Raw genomic sequence first — 15,694 nt, 5'->3', positions numbered from 1 at the left:
TATATATCGACAAACCCGCCATCGGAACCGCGATATGTGCGGCGCATTGCGCGAATTCAGAATTGTGTCTCGCCCGCCCCTCGACATCAGATGACGGCGCGCTAAGGTGCTGCGCATCACAATTAATGTAAGGAATGTCGCGATGGGGCTGAAATACCTCCACACCATGCTTCGCGTAAAGGATCTTGAGAAATCTATAGCGTTTTATGAACTGCTAGGTCTGAAAGAAACCCGCCGCTATGAAAGCGAAGCGGGCCGGTTTTCACTCATCTTTCTTGCCCCACCGGGACAAGAAGATGCGCCGATTGAATTGACCCATAACTGGGATGGCGATGACGCATTGCCCAGCGATAGCCGCCATTTTGGCCACCTCGCCTATGGCGTCGACAACATCTACGAAGTTTGCCAGCACCTTCAGGATAATGGCGTTGTGATCAACCGACCACCGCGTGACGGGCGCATGGCTTTTGTGCGTTCGCCCGACAATGTCTCAGTCGAATTGCTTCAGAACGGCGAGGCGCTGGAACCGGCCGAACCCTGGGCCAGCATGGAAAGCACCGGCCACTGGTGATCCGCTGGTTGCCATCTCTAGGGCTGTCTATTTCAGGCAGCCCTGTTTGGGCCGAGCAATGCAGGCTCGCGCTGGCCCTCGCGATGGATATTTCAACCTCGGTTGATGCTGCTGAGGATGCGTTGCAGCGAAAAGGGTTGGCCGCTGCTTTGATAGCGCCCGAGGTGCAAGAGGCATTCTTTGTTTCTCCACAACCTGTCGCATTGGCGGTTTACGAATGGTCCGGCAGTTTCAACCAGAAATTATTACTGGATTGGCAACTGATTGAGACCGCCGCCGATCTGGTGACCGCCGCACACCGCATAGGACTATCCGAGCGATCCGCCAATGATTCACCTACCGCCATGGGTCACGCTCTGGCCTATGGTGCCAGGCTGATGCAACGTGCACCGCGCTGCCTGTTTCAAACCATCGATATCTCGGGCGATGGCAAAAACAACGATGGCTACGGGCCGCAGATTGCGTACAAGCATTTTCCGTTCAACAATACGACTGTGAATGGACTTGTGATCAACGCCGCGGATTTCGAAGGCGAAATCGACCTGATCCAGTTCTTTCAGGATACTGTTCTCTACGGCCCAGGTGCTTTCTTGGAAATCGCTGCGGGATTTGACGATTTTGAGCGCGCGATGCGCCGCAAGCTTGAACGGGAATTGAAAGGCCTTGAACTCAGTGCAATTCATCTGGATGCGGTAGAATGATCCGCCTTTGGGCAATGCTACTTTGTCTGATGGCAGGCCCATCGGCTGCACAATGCCGACAAGCTCTGGCACTTGGTCTGGATGTGTCGGGCTCGGTCGACAGTCAGGAATACCGGCTGCAACTCAATGGTCTTACCGCCGCTCTGAACGATCCTCATGTCGTTGACCTGATCCTGTCTAACCCCTCCGCCCCTGTTCGAATTGCGATCTTTGAGTGGAGCGAACCGGGCCATCAGCGGCTTTTGTTGGAATGGACCGAGATCAATACTCCCGTGGATCTGCAACGCATCAGTCTGCTTATTGAAACGACTGAGCGTTCTTCGGCACCTCAGGGAACTGCGGTCGGGTCGGCAATGTCTTACGGTGCAGAACTGCTGATGGCGCAGACCCAGTGTTGGAGACGAACCCTGGACTTGTCAGGTGATGGCAAACACAATCTCGGCCCCCATCCGCGCGCTATCAAAGAGGCCCTGCAGGCCAACGGACTTACAATCAACGGTCTTGTTATAGGTGCCGACGATCCGGTTCATGGCGACAAGCGCTATGTTCAGATTGGGGAGTTATCGGCCTACTACAATACCTGGGTCATCTTGGGGCCCAACGCTTTTGTCGAGGTTGCGCTGGGTTTCGAAGCTTACCAAGAGGCGATGACCCGTAAATTGATCCGCGAACTGGACGGTTTGAGTTTGTCCGGGGTCAAGCCACCCCAACGTTCAGTAAATATAGCGGATCTGGTCAGTCCAATAGCGCTCGACCCGCCGCAGTGAGTTCGTGATCTCTTCGATCCCATCCGTCGCGATCACGTCTCGGTTTTGCAAGCCTTCCGCGTGGCGGGCAAACAGGTCGGATACGATGTCGCGAATCTCGCGCCCGCGAGGCGTCAGCCGAACCCTGACCGAGCGGCGATCAATCTCGCATCTCTGATGATGCATATAGCCCATCTCGACCAGTTTCTTGAGATTGTAGCTGACATTGCTGCCTTGATAGTATCCCCGGCTTTTCAACTCTCCAGCGGTGACTTCGTGATCGCCGATGTTGAACAGCAGCAGCGCTTGAACGGCGTTGATTTCCAAAACGCCAACACGTTCAAATTCATCTTTGATGACATCCAGAAGCAAGCGGTGCAGGCGTTCAACCAGCGCCAACGCCTCAAGATAACTGGTCATGAACCCCTTGGTCCCGGGCGCGGCGACCTGTAACTCTATACTCATCCGATCCTCCGATTCATCGCGCTGTTTCTGAAAACATGACGCGAATTTCCGAAAAATCGGTTAAGCCAGATTATTGCTTATTTCTGAAAGGTTTGCGCGATGTCCGCTATCAGGTCAGCCAACGGTGCTGGTGGGGCGGCTTGACCAGTAACCCATTGGTACAAATCTTGATCGTTCTCATGCAGCATGGCATCGTAGGTGTTCAGCTCGTCTTCATCCATCAAAGGCAGATTGCGATCAGCATAGGCACTCAGGATCAAATCCATCTCTTTGATCCCACGCCGCATCGAGCGCATTTTCATCCGCTTGATCCGTGTTTCGCGGGGTTCTGTCATTGATTGCGTTCCAATTTAAGGCGCAGCGATTTTTCGACTCTGGCCAAGCGCTCAGAACTCGCACGCATCTCACCCCGGATCGTGCGCAATTCTGCCACCAGATCACGCAGTTCCGAATCCACGTCCCCGTTCAGGCTGGTCTCGTCCATACCGTCGCCTTCTCCGGTCAGAAGCCACATGATCGAGACATTCAGCAGCCCGGCCATCATCGACAGTTTATTGGCCCGAGGTTCCGACAGGTCATCTTCCCACGAGATGATCGTAGCCTTCTTAACCCCAAGTCGACGAGCCAACTGAGTCTGGTTCATCCCTGCAACTTCGCGCGCGCCTGCGACGCGATCTCCGAAGGTTGCTGTGTCCGGTCCGAACCAGTCCGTCTCGTCGTTCATTGAGGTCTCCAACAGGTGGGTGCAATTGGGTTGATCGTTATTTCGACGCACCCTATGACAGTCAGGCTGAACATACAAACCGAGGCCAACCATGAGTTTCCTGTCTGCGACATTGTCACGCGTAAAACCTTCGCCCACGATCGCGATGACAGCGAAGGCGGCTGAACTGAAAGCCGCGGGGCGCGATGTCATTGGGCTGAGCGCGGGCGAGCCTGATTTTGACACGCCGCAGAACATCAAAGACGCGGCTGTCGCGGCAATTGCAGCAGGCAAGACCAAATACACCGCACCAGATGGTATCCCCGAGTTGAAACAGGCGGTCTGCGCCAAGATGAAGCGGGATCACGGGTTGGACTACACGCCTGCTCAGGTCTCGGTTGGAACCGGAGGCAAGCAGACCCTCTATAACGCGTTGATGGCAACGCTGAATGAGGGAGATGAGGTTGTCATCCCAGCGCCCTATTGGGTCAGTTACCCAGACATGGTGCTGTTGGCCGGAGGAACACCGGTGATCGCCGAAACCTCGCTGCAGACCGATTTCAAACTGACAGCGGATCAGTTAGAAGCGGCAATTACGCCGAAAACCAAATGGTTCATCTTCAACTCTCCGTCCAACCCAACTGGTGCGGGCTATAGCCGAGCGGAGTTGAAAGAGCTGACTGACGTACTGATGCGGCACCCTCATGTCTGGGTAATGACCGATGATATGTACGAGCATCTGGCCTATGACGGATTCGAATTCTGCACGCCCGCGCAGGTCGAGCCTGGGCTCTATGACCGGACGCTCACCTGCAACGGCGTGTCAAAAGCCTATGCCATGACGGGTTGGCGCATCGGTTATGCTGCAGGCCCTGTTGAATTAATCGCAGCGATGCGCAAGGTGCAGTCGCAATCCACCTCGAACCCCTGCTCGGTCAGCCAATGGGCCGCGCTTGAAGCCCTGAATGGGACGCAAGATTTTCTTGCACCAAACAATGAGATCTTCAAACGCCGCCGCAATCTTGTCGTCGAGATGCTTAACCAGATCGACGGGATTTCCTGCCCGACACCTGAAGGCGCATTCTATGTCTACCCGTCTATCGCTGGCCTGATCGGAAAAACCACTCCAACTGGCACCGTGATCGACTCGGACGAGGCGTTTGCAATCGCCCTTCTTGAAGAGGCCGACGTCGCCGTGGTGTTTGGCGCAGCCTTTGGTCTGTCGCCCAATTTCCGCGTCAGCTATGCAACCTCGGATGAAGCCTTGACCACAGCCTGCACGCGTATCCAGAATTTCTGTGCGTCTTTGACCTGAGGTTCCTATGTCGACAGCCCTGCCCGAATACTATTTCCGTGTACGCGAAAATGGCGCGGCGGTGTTCAAGATCGACACAGAAAACCGCCAGCGTCGAATTGAGATGGACCAGATCGCGGTGATCAATATCCGCAATGGCGAGGTCAAGCCGCAGGGTAAGCATGCATTGACCGACGCTGACAAAGCCGAAATCGCGCGCTGGATGGAAGAACGAGCGGCCCTATTAGCCCGCCGCGACATGGATGACATTCACCGTGCGGTTGATCACCTGAACCTGACGACGCAGTGGGCTCAGTCCAAAGCAACCGATGAGCAATTGGAAGAGATCACGGACAGGCTGTTAATGGCTATGCACGATCTGCGGTCGGTTCTGGTTCGCAAGAAATCAGACAGGATCAGCAAGGGATAGCCCCTTAGGCGGGGACTTCTCCAACATAACGCACAGATCGCAACCAAAAGCGGGCCATCAGAAGAACCGCGGCGCAGGCAAGGCCCAGAACAAGGCCAAGCCAGACACCGATCCCCTCCATCCCCTGTACGAATCCAAAGAAATACGAAGACGGGATGCCAATCACCCAATAGCTAAGCGCGGCCATCACCATCGGCATTTTGGCATCCTGCAAACCACGCAGCAGGCCCAGCGCGATCACCTGTGCGCCATCCACAAGCTGGAACAAAGCCGCCATGGCCAGAAGCCCGGTTCCGATCATCAAGATCTGAGACCGCTGTGGATCATTGGCCTCCATGAACAGCGAAATCAAATGCTCGGCACAAGTCAGGAACAGGATAACCGTCAGAACCGACATGATCAGAGACATTCCAGTCACCGTAATCGCGCCCTTTTCAAGATGCGCACGATCGCGACGCCCCAGCGCATTGCCCGCTCGGATGGTTGCGACATTTGACAGACCCAGGTGCACCATGAAGGTTGCAGATGCGAGGTTCAACGCGATGCCATGCGCTGCCAGCGGCACCGGACCCAGCCAGCCCATCATGACGGCCGAGATCGCGAACAGCGACACCTCGGCCAGCGTTGTCAGGCCGATGGGCACACCCAGACGCAGGACGTTCATGAACATCTCCCAATCCGGGCGCCAGAAACGTTGGAACAGGCTGTGTTCTGGCAGCGCACGCACCGCATAGATCACGACCGCAACAAGCGACACGATCTGTGTGACCACCGAGGCGATTGCCGCACCGATCACCCCCAACTCGGGCGCGCCCCAGTTGCCGAAGATAAGCGCATAGTTCGTTACGCCATTGACCACGGCAGCCACAACTGTAATCCACAGCACTATCTGCGTGCGTTCAAGCGCGGCCAGATAGGACTTCAAAACCATCACCAGCAACGCCGGGAACAAACCCCACCCTGCCACGCGCAGGTATTGTGATGCAGTTTCAGCAACTTGCGGCTCTTGCTTCAAGGCAATAAGCACCGGATAGGACCACCACATCAACGGCATCATAACCGCAGCGTAAATCAGCGAAAGCCACAGCCCCATGCGTGTCGAACGACGAATACTGGTCTCATTTTCTTCTGCAGCTGCGGTCGCCACCATCGGCATGACCGCCCAGCCAAACCCGGCACCAAACAGGAACAGTACAAAGTAGTAGCTACCGGCCAGCGTAACGGCAGCCAATGCCTCAATCCCATACCAGCCCAGCATGATCGTGTCGGTCAAACCAATCGCATACTGTGCAAGATGCCCGCCGATTAACGGCAGGCCCAGCACCGTAATCGCACGCAGATGGCCGGGATATGTCATCACCTTGTTCATTCCGCCAGCCTTAGGCTTGCCCGAAGCGCAAGACAAGGGCGGAACAGTTTTATTTCAATATGAGACCTTCCTGCGAAGCACCAACAGGGCCATCAGCCATTCAGGTAATGGCCCCACTTGTTAGCCAACCTTGGCATCAGGATGCAGAGCTGTACCAAGAATATGTTCCGAGCGGTGAATAACGTGATGGGCCTGCCCAACGATCAATGGATCAGGATCACCAACAATTCTGTGATCCTTGTCCGGATAATCCAGAGTCGACAGAAAATGGCGCATGCAATTCAGACGCGCGCGTTTCTTGTCATTGGATTTGACGATGGTCCAAGGCGCATCGGCGGTGTCGGTATAGAAGAACATAGCCTCTTTCGCCTCGGTATAGTCATCCCATTTGCTGAGGCTGGCCTTATCTATCGGTGACAGCTTCCATTGCTTCAGCGGGTCCGTCTCACGGCTACGAAAGCGCCGTTGTTGCTCTGGCTGCGTAACCGAGAACCAGTATTTGTAGAGCTGAATGCCCGAGCGCACCAGCATCCGCTCTAGTTCAGGCGTCTGCCGCATGAATTCCAAATACTCGTTGGGCGAGCAAAACCCCATTACCCGTTCTACGCCCGCGCGGTTGTACCAGGACCGGTCGTAGAACACCATTTCTCCTACAGTGGGCAGTTGTTGCACATAGCGTTGATAATACCACTGCCCCTTTTCCTCATCCGTCGGCTTGTTCAGCGCCACCACACGTGCCTGACGCGGGTTTAGATGCTCCATGAACCTTTTGATGGTTCCACCCTTCCCGGCGGCGTCGCGACCTTCGAACAATAGTACAAATCGCTGTCCGGTTTCTTGCGCCCACAATTGAACTTTAAGCAATTCAGCCTGCAACTCGGCCTTTTGTGCTTCGTAATCTCTGCGTGCCATCTTTTGGCTGTAAGGATAATTCCCGCTTTCAAAGGCTTGCCGGATTTTCTCGGAGCTTGGTGCGGAAACTTCCGCCTTCGAGGCAGTCACGGCATTGATCTGTGGTGATTTCTGATCGGTCTGGGGTGTTGCATCCATGCATGTTCTCCTCGGTTTCACTGTCCGAAAGAGGGCTAGCAAATCTCCACCAATCTCGCTTTGATTGGTGTCAAATAGACTTAGGTTTTATCGAGGCGTGAAAGCTTGTGACCCGATCCTCTCTTGATCGGGCCTTGCTTTGATGGATGCGCCATTTGTTCGGCCACTAAGGTGGGCAAGGTTGCCACCTTTACCGATGCCCCCAATCATCTGGGTTGTCAGAGTTATTCGGCGATAGGCCCAGAACGTCCCCTTCAGTTGAACATCCAAGGCCCAATACGGTTCGATTGGCATAGGAAAAATACGAACACACTTGGTTAATCTCCAGGATTTCACCATCGTCCCACCCGGCATCTCGCAGGGCAATGACATCGGCTTCAGTCAGTTCGCCCGGTGCCTCAGTCAGTTTACGCGCATAATCCATCGCAATGACCTGCGCATTGTCCAAAGGCGCCGACGCCGGATCACGCGCCTCAATCGCCGCCCGGATCGCATCGCCGCGCGCTTGGTCCCGCAACAATCGCTGCAACCCGTTGAAGTGATGCTCAACGCAATATCCGCACCGGTTCAGCGAACTCACCCATACGCCCAGCGTTTCAAGAAACCACTTCGGGATCGTATTAGCCGAATGATGCAGAACATTCTTATAAAGCGCCATATGGCCTTCCATCGAATGCGGCCGCAGAGAGTGCGCCATCATGATATTATCGACATTGTTGTCCGGTCCAGTGACCCGGTTATAGAGCTTCTTCAGCTTTCCTGTGGCTTCTTCGAATGGAATGGTTCTGATCCAGCTCAACGCGTTTGCTCCCATAAATTTTGCTTACGTAGCGAAACCTAGTTTGGTTTTCGAAACTTAGCGAGACATTGAAGGATTTGCCTTTAGACAACACTCTATTCTGCATCGCCGATAAACAATGGGCAGCTTCCCCCGGCAGCTGATATGCCCACAGGAACACCTTCAGGAAAGAAATCTATTCAACTTTGCAACTTCTCATCTTTTTTCTTACTCTCTCCGTTTGCGCCTTTTTCTTAGCCATACTCAATCCTGCGTATTTGGATTGGATATTGCTTGCAGGTCCGTGCGCCATGGCGAGTGCGATACTGCTGCTCAGGAAAGGACTGCACCGGCTCAAAACCTCGAAAGACTGGGCTGTTGTAGATGGATCAAATGTTCTCCACTGGAAGGACGGCGCGCCAAGTATCGCGACTGTGCGTGAGGTCGTCGACGCTCTGAAAGCAGAGGGGCTGACAATTGGCGTCGTCTTCGATGCCAATGTCGGGTATAAAATCTCTGACCGCTATATGAACGACAAAACCCTTGCACATTTGCTTGGATTGCCGTCCAGCCACGTGATGGTCGCTCCAAAGGGTACACCCGCCGACCCGCTGGTTCTCCAAGTCGCCCGTGATCATAGTGCAGCCATCGTAACAAATGATCGATTCCGTGACTGGGCCGACGAGTATCCAGATGTGCTCGAGAAAAACGCAAGAGTTCATGGTGGCTATAAGAAAGAAGCTCTTTGGCTATCGTTGTAAACGCGATGGAATGCGGCGCAGAACGACAATCCAGCCACAACACCTCGCGGCCCTCTTCCCCCGGACCACATCACCTGCCATAATGGGGGAAACTCAAAAACAAGAGCAGCACCCATGCCCGACGATTTGTTGACGCCCGAAGTGACCAATACCTATGACGCCTCCTCGATTGAGGTGCTCGAAGGGCTGGAACCGGTGCGCAAACGCCCGGGCATGTATATCGGCGGCACGGATGAGCGCGCGTTGCACCATATGGTGGCTGAAATCCTCGACAACTCAATGGACGAAGCTGTTGCGGGCCACGCCAACCGGATCGAGGTTGAGCTGCACGCAGATTACGCTCTGACCGTTCGTGACAACGGGCGCGGTATCCCGATCGACCCGCACCCGAAATTCCCTGACAAATCCGCGCTTGAGGTCATCCTGTGTACCCTGCACGCGGGTGGTAAATTCTCGGGCAAGGCCTATCAGACCTCGGGCGGTCTGCATGGCGTGGGTGCGTCGGTGGTGAACGCTCTGTCGGATTCGATGGTCGTGCAGGTGGCACGCGACAAGCAGCTATTCGAACAACGCTTCTCGCGCGGTATCCCTCTGGGGCCTGTCGAAAAAGTCGGCGCAGCCCCCAACCGGCGCGGCACCACGGTGACCTTCCACGCGGATGCGGACATCTTTGGCCATCACAAGTTCAAACCGGCCCGGCTGTTCAAATCCATACGCTCCAAGGCCTATCTGTTCTCGGGCGTTGAGATTCGCTGGAAATCCGCCATCGACGATGGTGAAACCCCGACCGAGGCGACGTTTCACTTCCCCGGCGGTCTGTCGGATTACCTGAAGGAGACAATGAACGGCTCGTCGACCTATGCCGAGCAGCCCTTTGCCGGCACCGTGGACTTCAACGAGAAATTCGGCACCCCCGGCAAGGTCGAATGGGCGATCAACTGGACGCCCTCGCGCGACGGGTTCATCCAGTCATACTGTAACACCGTCCCCACCCCCGAAGGCGGCACCCATGTCGCCGGGTTCTGGGCCGCCGTCCTTAAGGGGATCAAGGCCTATGGCGAGTTGATCAACAATAAGAAGGCCGGTCAGATCACCCGTGACGACCTGATCACCGGCGGCTGCGCGCTGGTGTCCTGCTTTATCTCGGAACCGGAATTCGTCGGCCAGACAAAAGACCGCCTCGCCACGGTCGAGGCGCAGCGGCTGGTCGAAAACTCGGTCCGCGACCATTTCGACAACTGGCTGGCGGCTGACACGAAATCCGCCGGGGCGATCCTCGACTTCCTCATCCTGAGGGCCGAAGAACGCCTGCGCCGACGGGCCGAGAAGGAAACACAACGCAAGTCCGCCACTAAGAAACTTCGTCTCCCCGGCAAGTTGGTGGACTGTAGTAGTTCAACACGCGACGGCACGGAGTTATTCATTGTCGAGGGCGATTCTGCGGGCGGTTCTGCCAAAATGGGTCGGGATCGCAAGACGCAGGCCTTGCTGCCTTTGCGCGGTAAGATCCTGAACGTGCTGGGCGCGGCCAGTTCCAAGCTGGGCACCAATGCCGAGATCAACGATCTGACGCAGGCGCTGGGTGTGGGCCTTGGCACCAAGTTCAACGTCGACGACCTGCGCTATGATAAAATCATCATCATGACCGATGCGGATGTGGACGGGGCGCATATCGCCTCGCTGCTGATGACGTTCTTCTTCACCCAGATGCGGCCGATGATTGACGCGGGGCACCTCTACCTCGCCTGCCCGCCCCTCTACCGTCTGACCCAAGGCGCCAAACGCGTCTATTGTCTGGACGAGGCCGAGCGTGACGAATGGCTGGAAAAAGGTCTGGGTGGCAAGGGCAGGATCGACGTCTCGCGCTTCAAGGGTCTGGGTGAAATGGACGCCAAGGACCTGAAAGAGACCACGATGGACCCGGCCTCGCGCAAACTGATCCGCGTCACCATTGACGAGGACGAACCCGGCGAAACCGGCGATCTGGTCGAGCGCCTGATGGGCAAAAAACCCGAATTGCGGTTCCAGTATATTCAAGAGAACGCGCGGTTTGTGGAGGAGTTGGATGTTTGAGAAAATAGATGTGCCCCAAAATCGTCGATGAGTATAGCTACGATTCGGGGATTCCTAGAGAAGATTTCAAGATCAGAATTCCTTGCAAATCGGCAAGTGATTTATGGCAAGGAAATCATGGGGCAATTCAGTTTGATAGGTTGAGATACATTCAATCTCAGCTTGTTGAGATATTTAGATTATATGAAATCAGAAATCAGTACATTGAGTCTTACAAAAAGACAAAGGGCAAACCCAACCCAAATTTCACATCACCATCTGGCATTGTGCTTCCTGAAGCTTTTTCCTGTACGCTAGAAGATGTGCTTCAGGGAGATTTGCATTCCAAACGTGCCCTTGCGATAGGCGACAAAGGGATTCATTTTGCCTCGATGAATCTAATTTCAAATATTAGACGGTTTCTTGACATACATCTTCAAATACTCTGCGTTGAAAAACTCGGAGGAAAAAAAGCCGACGGTTCAATAGTAATTTCCTATGATAGCATTGGTAAAATTCTAAATAAGAAAGAGAATGGTTCTACTGCAAAACGCGCACGAATTCTACTTTGGGGGTCGGAGGAATTTTCAGGCCCGTACTATGATTTTATTAAGCTAATCGACACTATTTCAAATTGTATGAAACATCACTATATGCACGAATTGATCATCAATTATATAGACGAAGACAAACCGTCTATTTTGGCATTCGAAGCTAAGAACAAAGAACCCGAAAACGTAGTCTATCACAAACATCAAGCTTGGCAGATCGTTTCAGGATTTCAGATCACCGTTGATCAATTGATTGGAAACTTTGAATAGATATGGCTGAAGAAGCGATACACTTTTCTCCAACCCTTGCCTAACCCGTTGATCCCGTTCACACTTACCCTCAATCCGTCATCCAAGAACGACCTTTGAGGTTCCGAGCGTCCAAGGCCCAATTTAACCACGAACAAATTTCCGAACGGGAGGACGACATGAAAACACTAACCCTCGGGCTGGCCCTGACCCTGATGGCCTCGGCAGCCCCTGCGCAGCAGATGCTCAGCACTGCATCGCCCATTCCGGACGGCGCCGAGACGCGGTTTTGCTACTATGACGGCATGGCCTATTCGCCAGACTCGTTCATTCTGCTGACCGGCGACAATACCGTCACCTCAACCATCAGCACACGCGAGGAACGGTTGCTGCGGTGCCATCGCAATGACGATGGCTCTTTGACATGGCGACCACAGAGCACGTTTCAGCTGAACAAGTAGGATGGGTTTCTAACCCATCACTGCAGAACAAGTGCGATGGGGTGAAACCCCATCCTACCCTGCTTTATCATCCAGCCACGCGGCAATCTGTTCGGCTGGCCCTTCCCATCCCGGCTCCATGAACAGAAAATGCGCGTGGTTTTCCGCGGGCAGAAACGTCGCGCGATCTCCGTAGAGCTTCGCCAGCGCGCGGCAGGTGTTGGGGTTCACGGCCCGGTCCTCGGTACCTGAAACGATCAGAACCGGGCAGTCGACATTGTCGATATCCACCTTCATCGCATGGTGGTCATCGAACATCCAGAAAAACATCTCGAACATCACCCGCCCGCTTTCGGGGCCGAGTTGGTCGAAGACCTGATGCTGCTGCGCCTCGGGCATCTTGTTCAGCGCAAAAGGGGCCATCAGGTCGAAATCGACGCGCATGGGCTGTTTCCAGAATGCCCCACCCTCCATCAGCGCGCGCGGCACGGCGCGTTCGTCGTCGGTTTCGGGTAGCGTACCCCAAGCCGCGTTCGGATTGATCAGGACGATGGCGCTGGCCAAGCCGCGGGACGCCACCTGCTGCGCCACCACCCCGGCGATGGCGTGGCCGAGTAGCACGGGTTTGCTATCCAACCCCTGCACGAAGGCTGCAATATCATCGGCATAGTCCATGACACTGGTATCGGTGAGGCCCGGATCGGGATCAGCCTTTGGGTCTCCACCATGATAACGCAGCGCGGGGGTATGCACCGTCCAACCTCGTTCCCGAAAGAACCCGGCATAATCCTGCATGCACCACGGACCAGCAAAGGCACCGTGGATCAGAACAATCTCTTTAGTCATGAATATCTCCCTCACCTCTGATCAGTATGAGAGGCGAGGGATGGGGTCTGCAAGCCTGTTAAAGCGCGGTTTCGAACAGGGTGGTGAGATTGTCCTCAGTCAGCTCGATGGGGTTGCCACCGCAGGACGGATCAATGATCGCACCTTTGACCAGGTCAGGTATGGAATCCTCGGTCACGCCCAGATCGGAGAGCTTCCGGGGGATGCCAAGTGAGTCGTTGAACTCCTGCACGAATGTGCGGAAGCCATCGAAGCCGCCCTCGATGCCCAGATAGGCAGAAGCGTGCCGAAAGCGATCCGCGATAACCGAGGCGTTGAAGTCCAGAACCGAAGGCATACAGACCGCGTTCGTGGTGCCGTGATGGGTGTTGAACACCGCTCCAATTGGATGGCTCATCGCGTGGATCGCGCCAAGGCCTTTCTGGAAGGCAGTGGCGCCCATGGCTGCCGCGCTCATCATCTGCGCGCGGGCTTCGATATCGGCGCCGTCGGCAAAGGCACGTGGCAGATAGTCCTTGACCAGCCGCATTCCCTCCAGCGCGATGCCCTGAGACATCGGATGATAATGCGGGCTCGAAAACGCTTCGACGCAATGGGCGAACGCATCCAGTCCAGTGCCTGCGGTGATGAATTTGGGCATGCCCACGGTCAGCTCAGGGTCGCAAATCACAACCGTTGGAAGCACTTTGGGGTGGAAGATGATCTTCTTGGCATGTGTCTCAGAATTGGTGATGACGCTGGCGCGCCCCACCTCGGACCCGGTTCCGGCGGTCGTGGGAACGGCGATGATCGGCGCGATGGCATCTGCGTCCGCGCGGGTCCACCAGTCGCCGATGTCCTCAAAGTCCCAGACCGGGCGGGTTTGACCGCACATGAAGGCAACCATCTTGCCAAGATCCAGCCCCGAGCCGCCACCAAAAGCGATCACCCCATCATGGCCACCCGCGTTATAGGCTGCAACACCAGCCTCGAGGTTCTTTTCATCGGGATTCGGGTCCACCTCGGAAAACAACCCGCGGCCCAAACCTGCGGCCTCCATGATATCCAGCGTCGCAGTTGTGATTGGGAGATCAGCCAGTCCCTTGTCTGTGATTAGCAGTGGCTTGCTCATACCCGCAGCCGCACAAGCCTCGGGCAATTCCTTGATCCGCCCTGCCCCGAATTTGATCGCAGTCGGATAAGACCAGTTTCCAACAAGTGTCATGTCAGATTTCCTTTTTTAATAAGGGCCTGCCCCGGCGAGGGGGTCAATCCGGGGCAGGCAAATCGTCCTTAGCCCGTTACCTTCTTAAGGTGATAGGATTTGGGACGTGTCAGGTTGTGGTAGCCGATGACAGACAAGCCGCCACCGCGCCCAGTGTTTTTGCAACCCGTCCAGCAAAGGCCGGGGTCTAGGTAGTCCGCTCGGTTCATAAAGACGGTGCCTATTTCGATTAGATCGCCAACACCCGCAGCCCGATCCACATCGCGCGTCCAGAGGCTCGCGGTCAGGCCAAACTCGCTGTCATTCATCAGCGCGATAGCTTCCTCGTCTGAGGACACTTTCATGATGCCGACGACGGGGCCGAAGCTTTCATCCCGCATGACCCGCATGTCATGGGTGACATTGGTCAGTATCTGAGGCGTCAGATAAGCGCCGCCATCATCCTCGGCGAAGGTGTCGATATGGGCCACTGCTCCTGCTTCAACCGCCTCGGCAATCTGCGCCCGCACCTCATCGGCAAAGCGCACATTGGCCATGGGGCCAATCGTTGTCTCAGCGTCCAGCGGATTGCCCAGCTTGTAACCCTTCACGATCTCAACCGCCTTGGCGACAAAGTCATCATACAAGCTTTCGTTGACATAGATCCGTTCGATCCCGCAACAGCATTGGCCCGAATTGAACATGGCTCCGTCGATTAGTGTGTCGACCGCAGCGTCCAAGTCGGCATCCTCCATCACATAGCCGGGATCTTTGCCCCCCAGCTCGGTGCCTACGCCGGTAAAGGTGCCGGCCGCCGCACGCTCCATCGCTTGCCCACCGCCGACTGAGCCGGTGAAGTTCACGAAGTCAAACGCATTGCCCGCGATCAGATCATTGGTGATGTCATGGCTCAGAAAAACGTTCTGGAACACATCTTCAGGCACGCCCGCCCCATGAAAGGCTTGCGCCATGCGCTCGCCCACCAGCAGGGTCTGCGTGGCGTGTTTCAGGATCACTGTATTACCTGCAATCAGCGCAGGAGCCACCGTGTTGATCGCCGTCATATAGGGATAGTTCCAGGGCGCAACCACAAACACCACCCCATGTGGGACGCGCTTGATATAGCGCTTGAACGTCTCATCCTCGCCCACGGCAATATCGGTCAGCGCCTCTTCGGCAATCCCGGCCATATGGCTGGCGCGCTCGTTGAAGCCGCCGAACTCACCGCCATAGCGCACTGGACGGCCCATCATGTGGGCCAACTCGGGCACGATCTCATCATTCATCGCGCCTACTGCGGCGACACCCGCCATCACGAGATCAACGCGCTCCTGCAAGGGCCGTGCCCCCCAAGCCGCCTGTGCGGCCCGCGCCCGGCCCGCAGCCTCAAACGCCGCCTCCCGCGCCAGAATCTCACGCTCCGCAAAAACCGACCCATCGATCGGCGAGATGCATTTCAACACCTGCCCCATAGTCACTCCATTTCCGATAAAAACAGGATCCCT

Annotated in this window: 18 protein-coding genes; 9 read left to right on the top strand and 9 right to left on the bottom strand. The window is 55.5% G+C overall.

Annotation, left to right across the window (positions count from 1 at the left end; translation table 11 throughout):
- The first annotated feature begins 142 nt into the window (after window positions 1-142).
- Genes ACR0B3_RS00600 through ACR0B3_RS00590 form a run of 3 tightly spaced genes read left to right on the top strand, consistent with a single transcriptional unit; the run spans window position 143 to window position 2,039 of the window.
- Complete coding sequence (locus ACR0B3_RS00600; protein ID WP_170683486.1) at window positions 143-571, top strand: VOC family protein; 429 nt, start codon at window positions 143-145, stop codon at window positions 569-571.
- A complete protein-coding gene (locus ACR0B3_RS00595) occupies window positions 568-1,272 on the top strand; it encodes a DUF1194 domain-containing protein (protein ID WP_480807416.1) in 705 nt (234 codons plus the stop codon). Before ACR0B3_RS00600 ends, ACR0B3_RS00595 begins: the two co-directional genes overlap by 4 nt.
- Window positions 1,269-2,039: a DUF1194 domain-containing protein gene (locus tag ACR0B3_RS00590; RefSeq protein ID WP_480807415.1), complete on the top strand. Its 771-nt coding sequence runs from the start codon at window positions 1,269-1,271 to the stop codon at window positions 2,037-2,039. Before ACR0B3_RS00595 ends, ACR0B3_RS00590 begins: the two co-directional genes overlap by 4 nt.
- On the opposite strand, the gene ACR0B3_RS00585 is transcribed toward ACR0B3_RS00590, so the two are convergent.
- From ACR0B3_RS00585 to ACR0B3_RS00575, 3 genes are all read right to left on the bottom strand, one after another.
- Window positions 1,986-2,483, bottom strand: coding sequence for a winged helix DNA-binding protein (locus ACR0B3_RS00585; RefSeq protein ID WP_170683098.1), 498 nt, complete (start codon window positions 2,481-2,483; stop codon window positions 1,986-1,988). The genes ACR0B3_RS00590 and ACR0B3_RS00585 overlap by 54 nt on opposite strands.
- Before the next feature lie 77 nt (window positions 2,484-2,560).
- Window positions 2,561-2,818: a succinate dehydrogenase assembly factor 2 gene (locus ACR0B3_RS00580; RefSeq protein WP_480807414.1), complete on the bottom strand. Its 258-nt coding sequence runs from the start codon at window positions 2,816-2,818 to the stop codon at window positions 2,561-2,563.
- Window positions 2,815-3,207, bottom strand: a complete 393-nt coding sequence (locus tag ACR0B3_RS00575; protein WP_480807413.1) for a helix-turn-helix domain-containing protein — start codon at window positions 3,205-3,207, stop codon at window positions 2,815-2,817. Before ACR0B3_RS00575 ends, ACR0B3_RS00580 begins: the two co-directional genes overlap by 4 nt.
- Window positions 3,208-3,298: 91 nt before the next feature.
- Between ACR0B3_RS00575 and ACR0B3_RS00570 the strand changes: the two genes are divergently transcribed.
- Window positions 3,299-4,501, top strand: coding sequence for a pyridoxal phosphate-dependent aminotransferase (locus ACR0B3_RS00570; protein ID WP_480807412.1), 1,203 nt, complete (start codon window positions 3,299-3,301; stop codon window positions 4,499-4,501).
- A 7-nt stretch (window positions 4,502-4,508) separates the two neighbouring features.
- Complete coding sequence (locus ACR0B3_RS00565) at window positions 4,509-4,910, top strand: hypothetical protein (protein WP_480807411.1); 402 nt, start codon at window positions 4,509-4,511, stop codon at window positions 4,908-4,910.
- A 4-nt stretch (window positions 4,911-4,914) separates the two neighbouring features.
- Here ACR0B3_RS00565 and ACR0B3_RS00560 read toward each other — a convergent pair whose 3' ends face one another.
- The 3 genes from ACR0B3_RS00560 to ACR0B3_RS00550 form a co-directional block, all read right to left on the bottom strand.
- Window positions 4,915-6,279 carry an MATE family efflux transporter gene (locus ACR0B3_RS00560; protein WP_480807410.1) on the bottom strand — a complete coding sequence of 455 codons (1,365 nt, stop codon included), beginning with the start codon at window positions 6,277-6,279 and terminating at the stop codon, window positions 4,915-4,917.
- 120 nt (window positions 6,280-6,399) lie between these two features.
- Entirely contained in the window at window positions 6,400-7,329 is a 930-nt protein-coding gene (ppk2, locus tag ACR0B3_RS00555; protein WP_480807409.1) for a polyphosphate kinase 2, read from the bottom strand.
- Between the two features lie 190 nt (window positions 7,330-7,519).
- Window positions 7,520-8,128, bottom strand: a complete 609-nt coding sequence (locus tag ACR0B3_RS00550) for a carboxymuconolactone decarboxylase family protein (RefSeq protein WP_480807408.1) — start codon at window positions 8,126-8,128, stop codon at window positions 7,520-7,522.
- A 290-nt stretch (window positions 8,129-8,418) separates the two neighbouring features.
- Between ACR0B3_RS00550 and ACR0B3_RS00545 the strand changes: the two genes are divergently transcribed.
- The 4 genes from ACR0B3_RS00545 to ACR0B3_RS00530 all read left to right on the top strand — a co-directional run bounded on the left by ACR0B3_RS00545 (window position 8,419) and on the right by ACR0B3_RS00530 (window position 12,181).
- Window positions 8,419-8,868, top strand: coding sequence for an NYN domain-containing protein (locus ACR0B3_RS00545; RefSeq protein ID WP_480807407.1), 450 nt, complete (start codon window positions 8,419-8,421; stop codon window positions 8,866-8,868).
- A gap of 114 nt (window positions 8,869-8,982) precedes the next feature.
- Complete coding sequence (gene parE, locus ACR0B3_RS00540; RefSeq protein ID WP_480807406.1) at window positions 8,983-10,941, top strand: DNA topoisomerase IV subunit B; 1,959 nt, start codon at window positions 8,983-8,985, stop codon at window positions 10,939-10,941.
- Window positions 10,942-10,949: 8 nt separating this feature from the next.
- The gene (locus ACR0B3_RS00535; protein WP_480807405.1) at window positions 10,950-11,741 is read left to right on the top strand and encodes a hypothetical protein; all 792 of its coding nucleotides are present in this window, start codon (window positions 10,950-10,952) and stop codon (window positions 11,739-11,741) included.
- 158 nt (window positions 11,742-11,899) lie between these two features.
- On the top strand, window positions 11,900-12,181 hold the full coding sequence (locus ACR0B3_RS00530) for a hypothetical protein (protein WP_480807404.1): 282 nt from the start codon (window positions 11,900-11,902) through the stop codon (window positions 12,179-12,181).
- Between the two features lie 54 nt (window positions 12,182-12,235).
- Here ACR0B3_RS00530 and ACR0B3_RS00525 read toward each other — a convergent pair whose 3' ends face one another.
- The 3 genes from ACR0B3_RS00525 to ACR0B3_RS00515 form a co-directional block, all read right to left on the bottom strand.
- Window positions 12,236-13,006 (bottom strand): alpha/beta hydrolase, encoded by a 771-nt coding sequence (locus ACR0B3_RS00525; protein WP_480807403.1) that lies wholly within the window; start codon window positions 13,004-13,006, stop codon window positions 12,236-12,238.
- 58 nt (window positions 13,007-13,064) lie between these two features.
- Window positions 13,065-14,210 carry an iron-containing alcohol dehydrogenase gene (locus tag ACR0B3_RS00520; protein WP_480807402.1) on the bottom strand — a complete coding sequence of 382 codons (1,146 nt, stop codon included), beginning with the start codon at window positions 14,208-14,210 and terminating at the stop codon, window positions 13,065-13,067.
- Window positions 14,211-14,278: 68 nt separating this feature from the next.
- Window positions 14,279-15,661 carry an aldehyde dehydrogenase family protein gene (locus ACR0B3_RS00515; protein WP_480807401.1) on the bottom strand — a complete coding sequence of 461 codons (1,383 nt, stop codon included), beginning with the start codon at window positions 15,659-15,661 and terminating at the stop codon, window positions 14,279-14,281.
- Window positions 15,662-15,694 lie beyond the last annotated feature (33 nt).

It is taken from the genome of Ruegeria sp. CE9, assembly GCF_056537425.1.
This window is presented reverse-complemented; position numbering and strand designations above follow the sequence as displayed.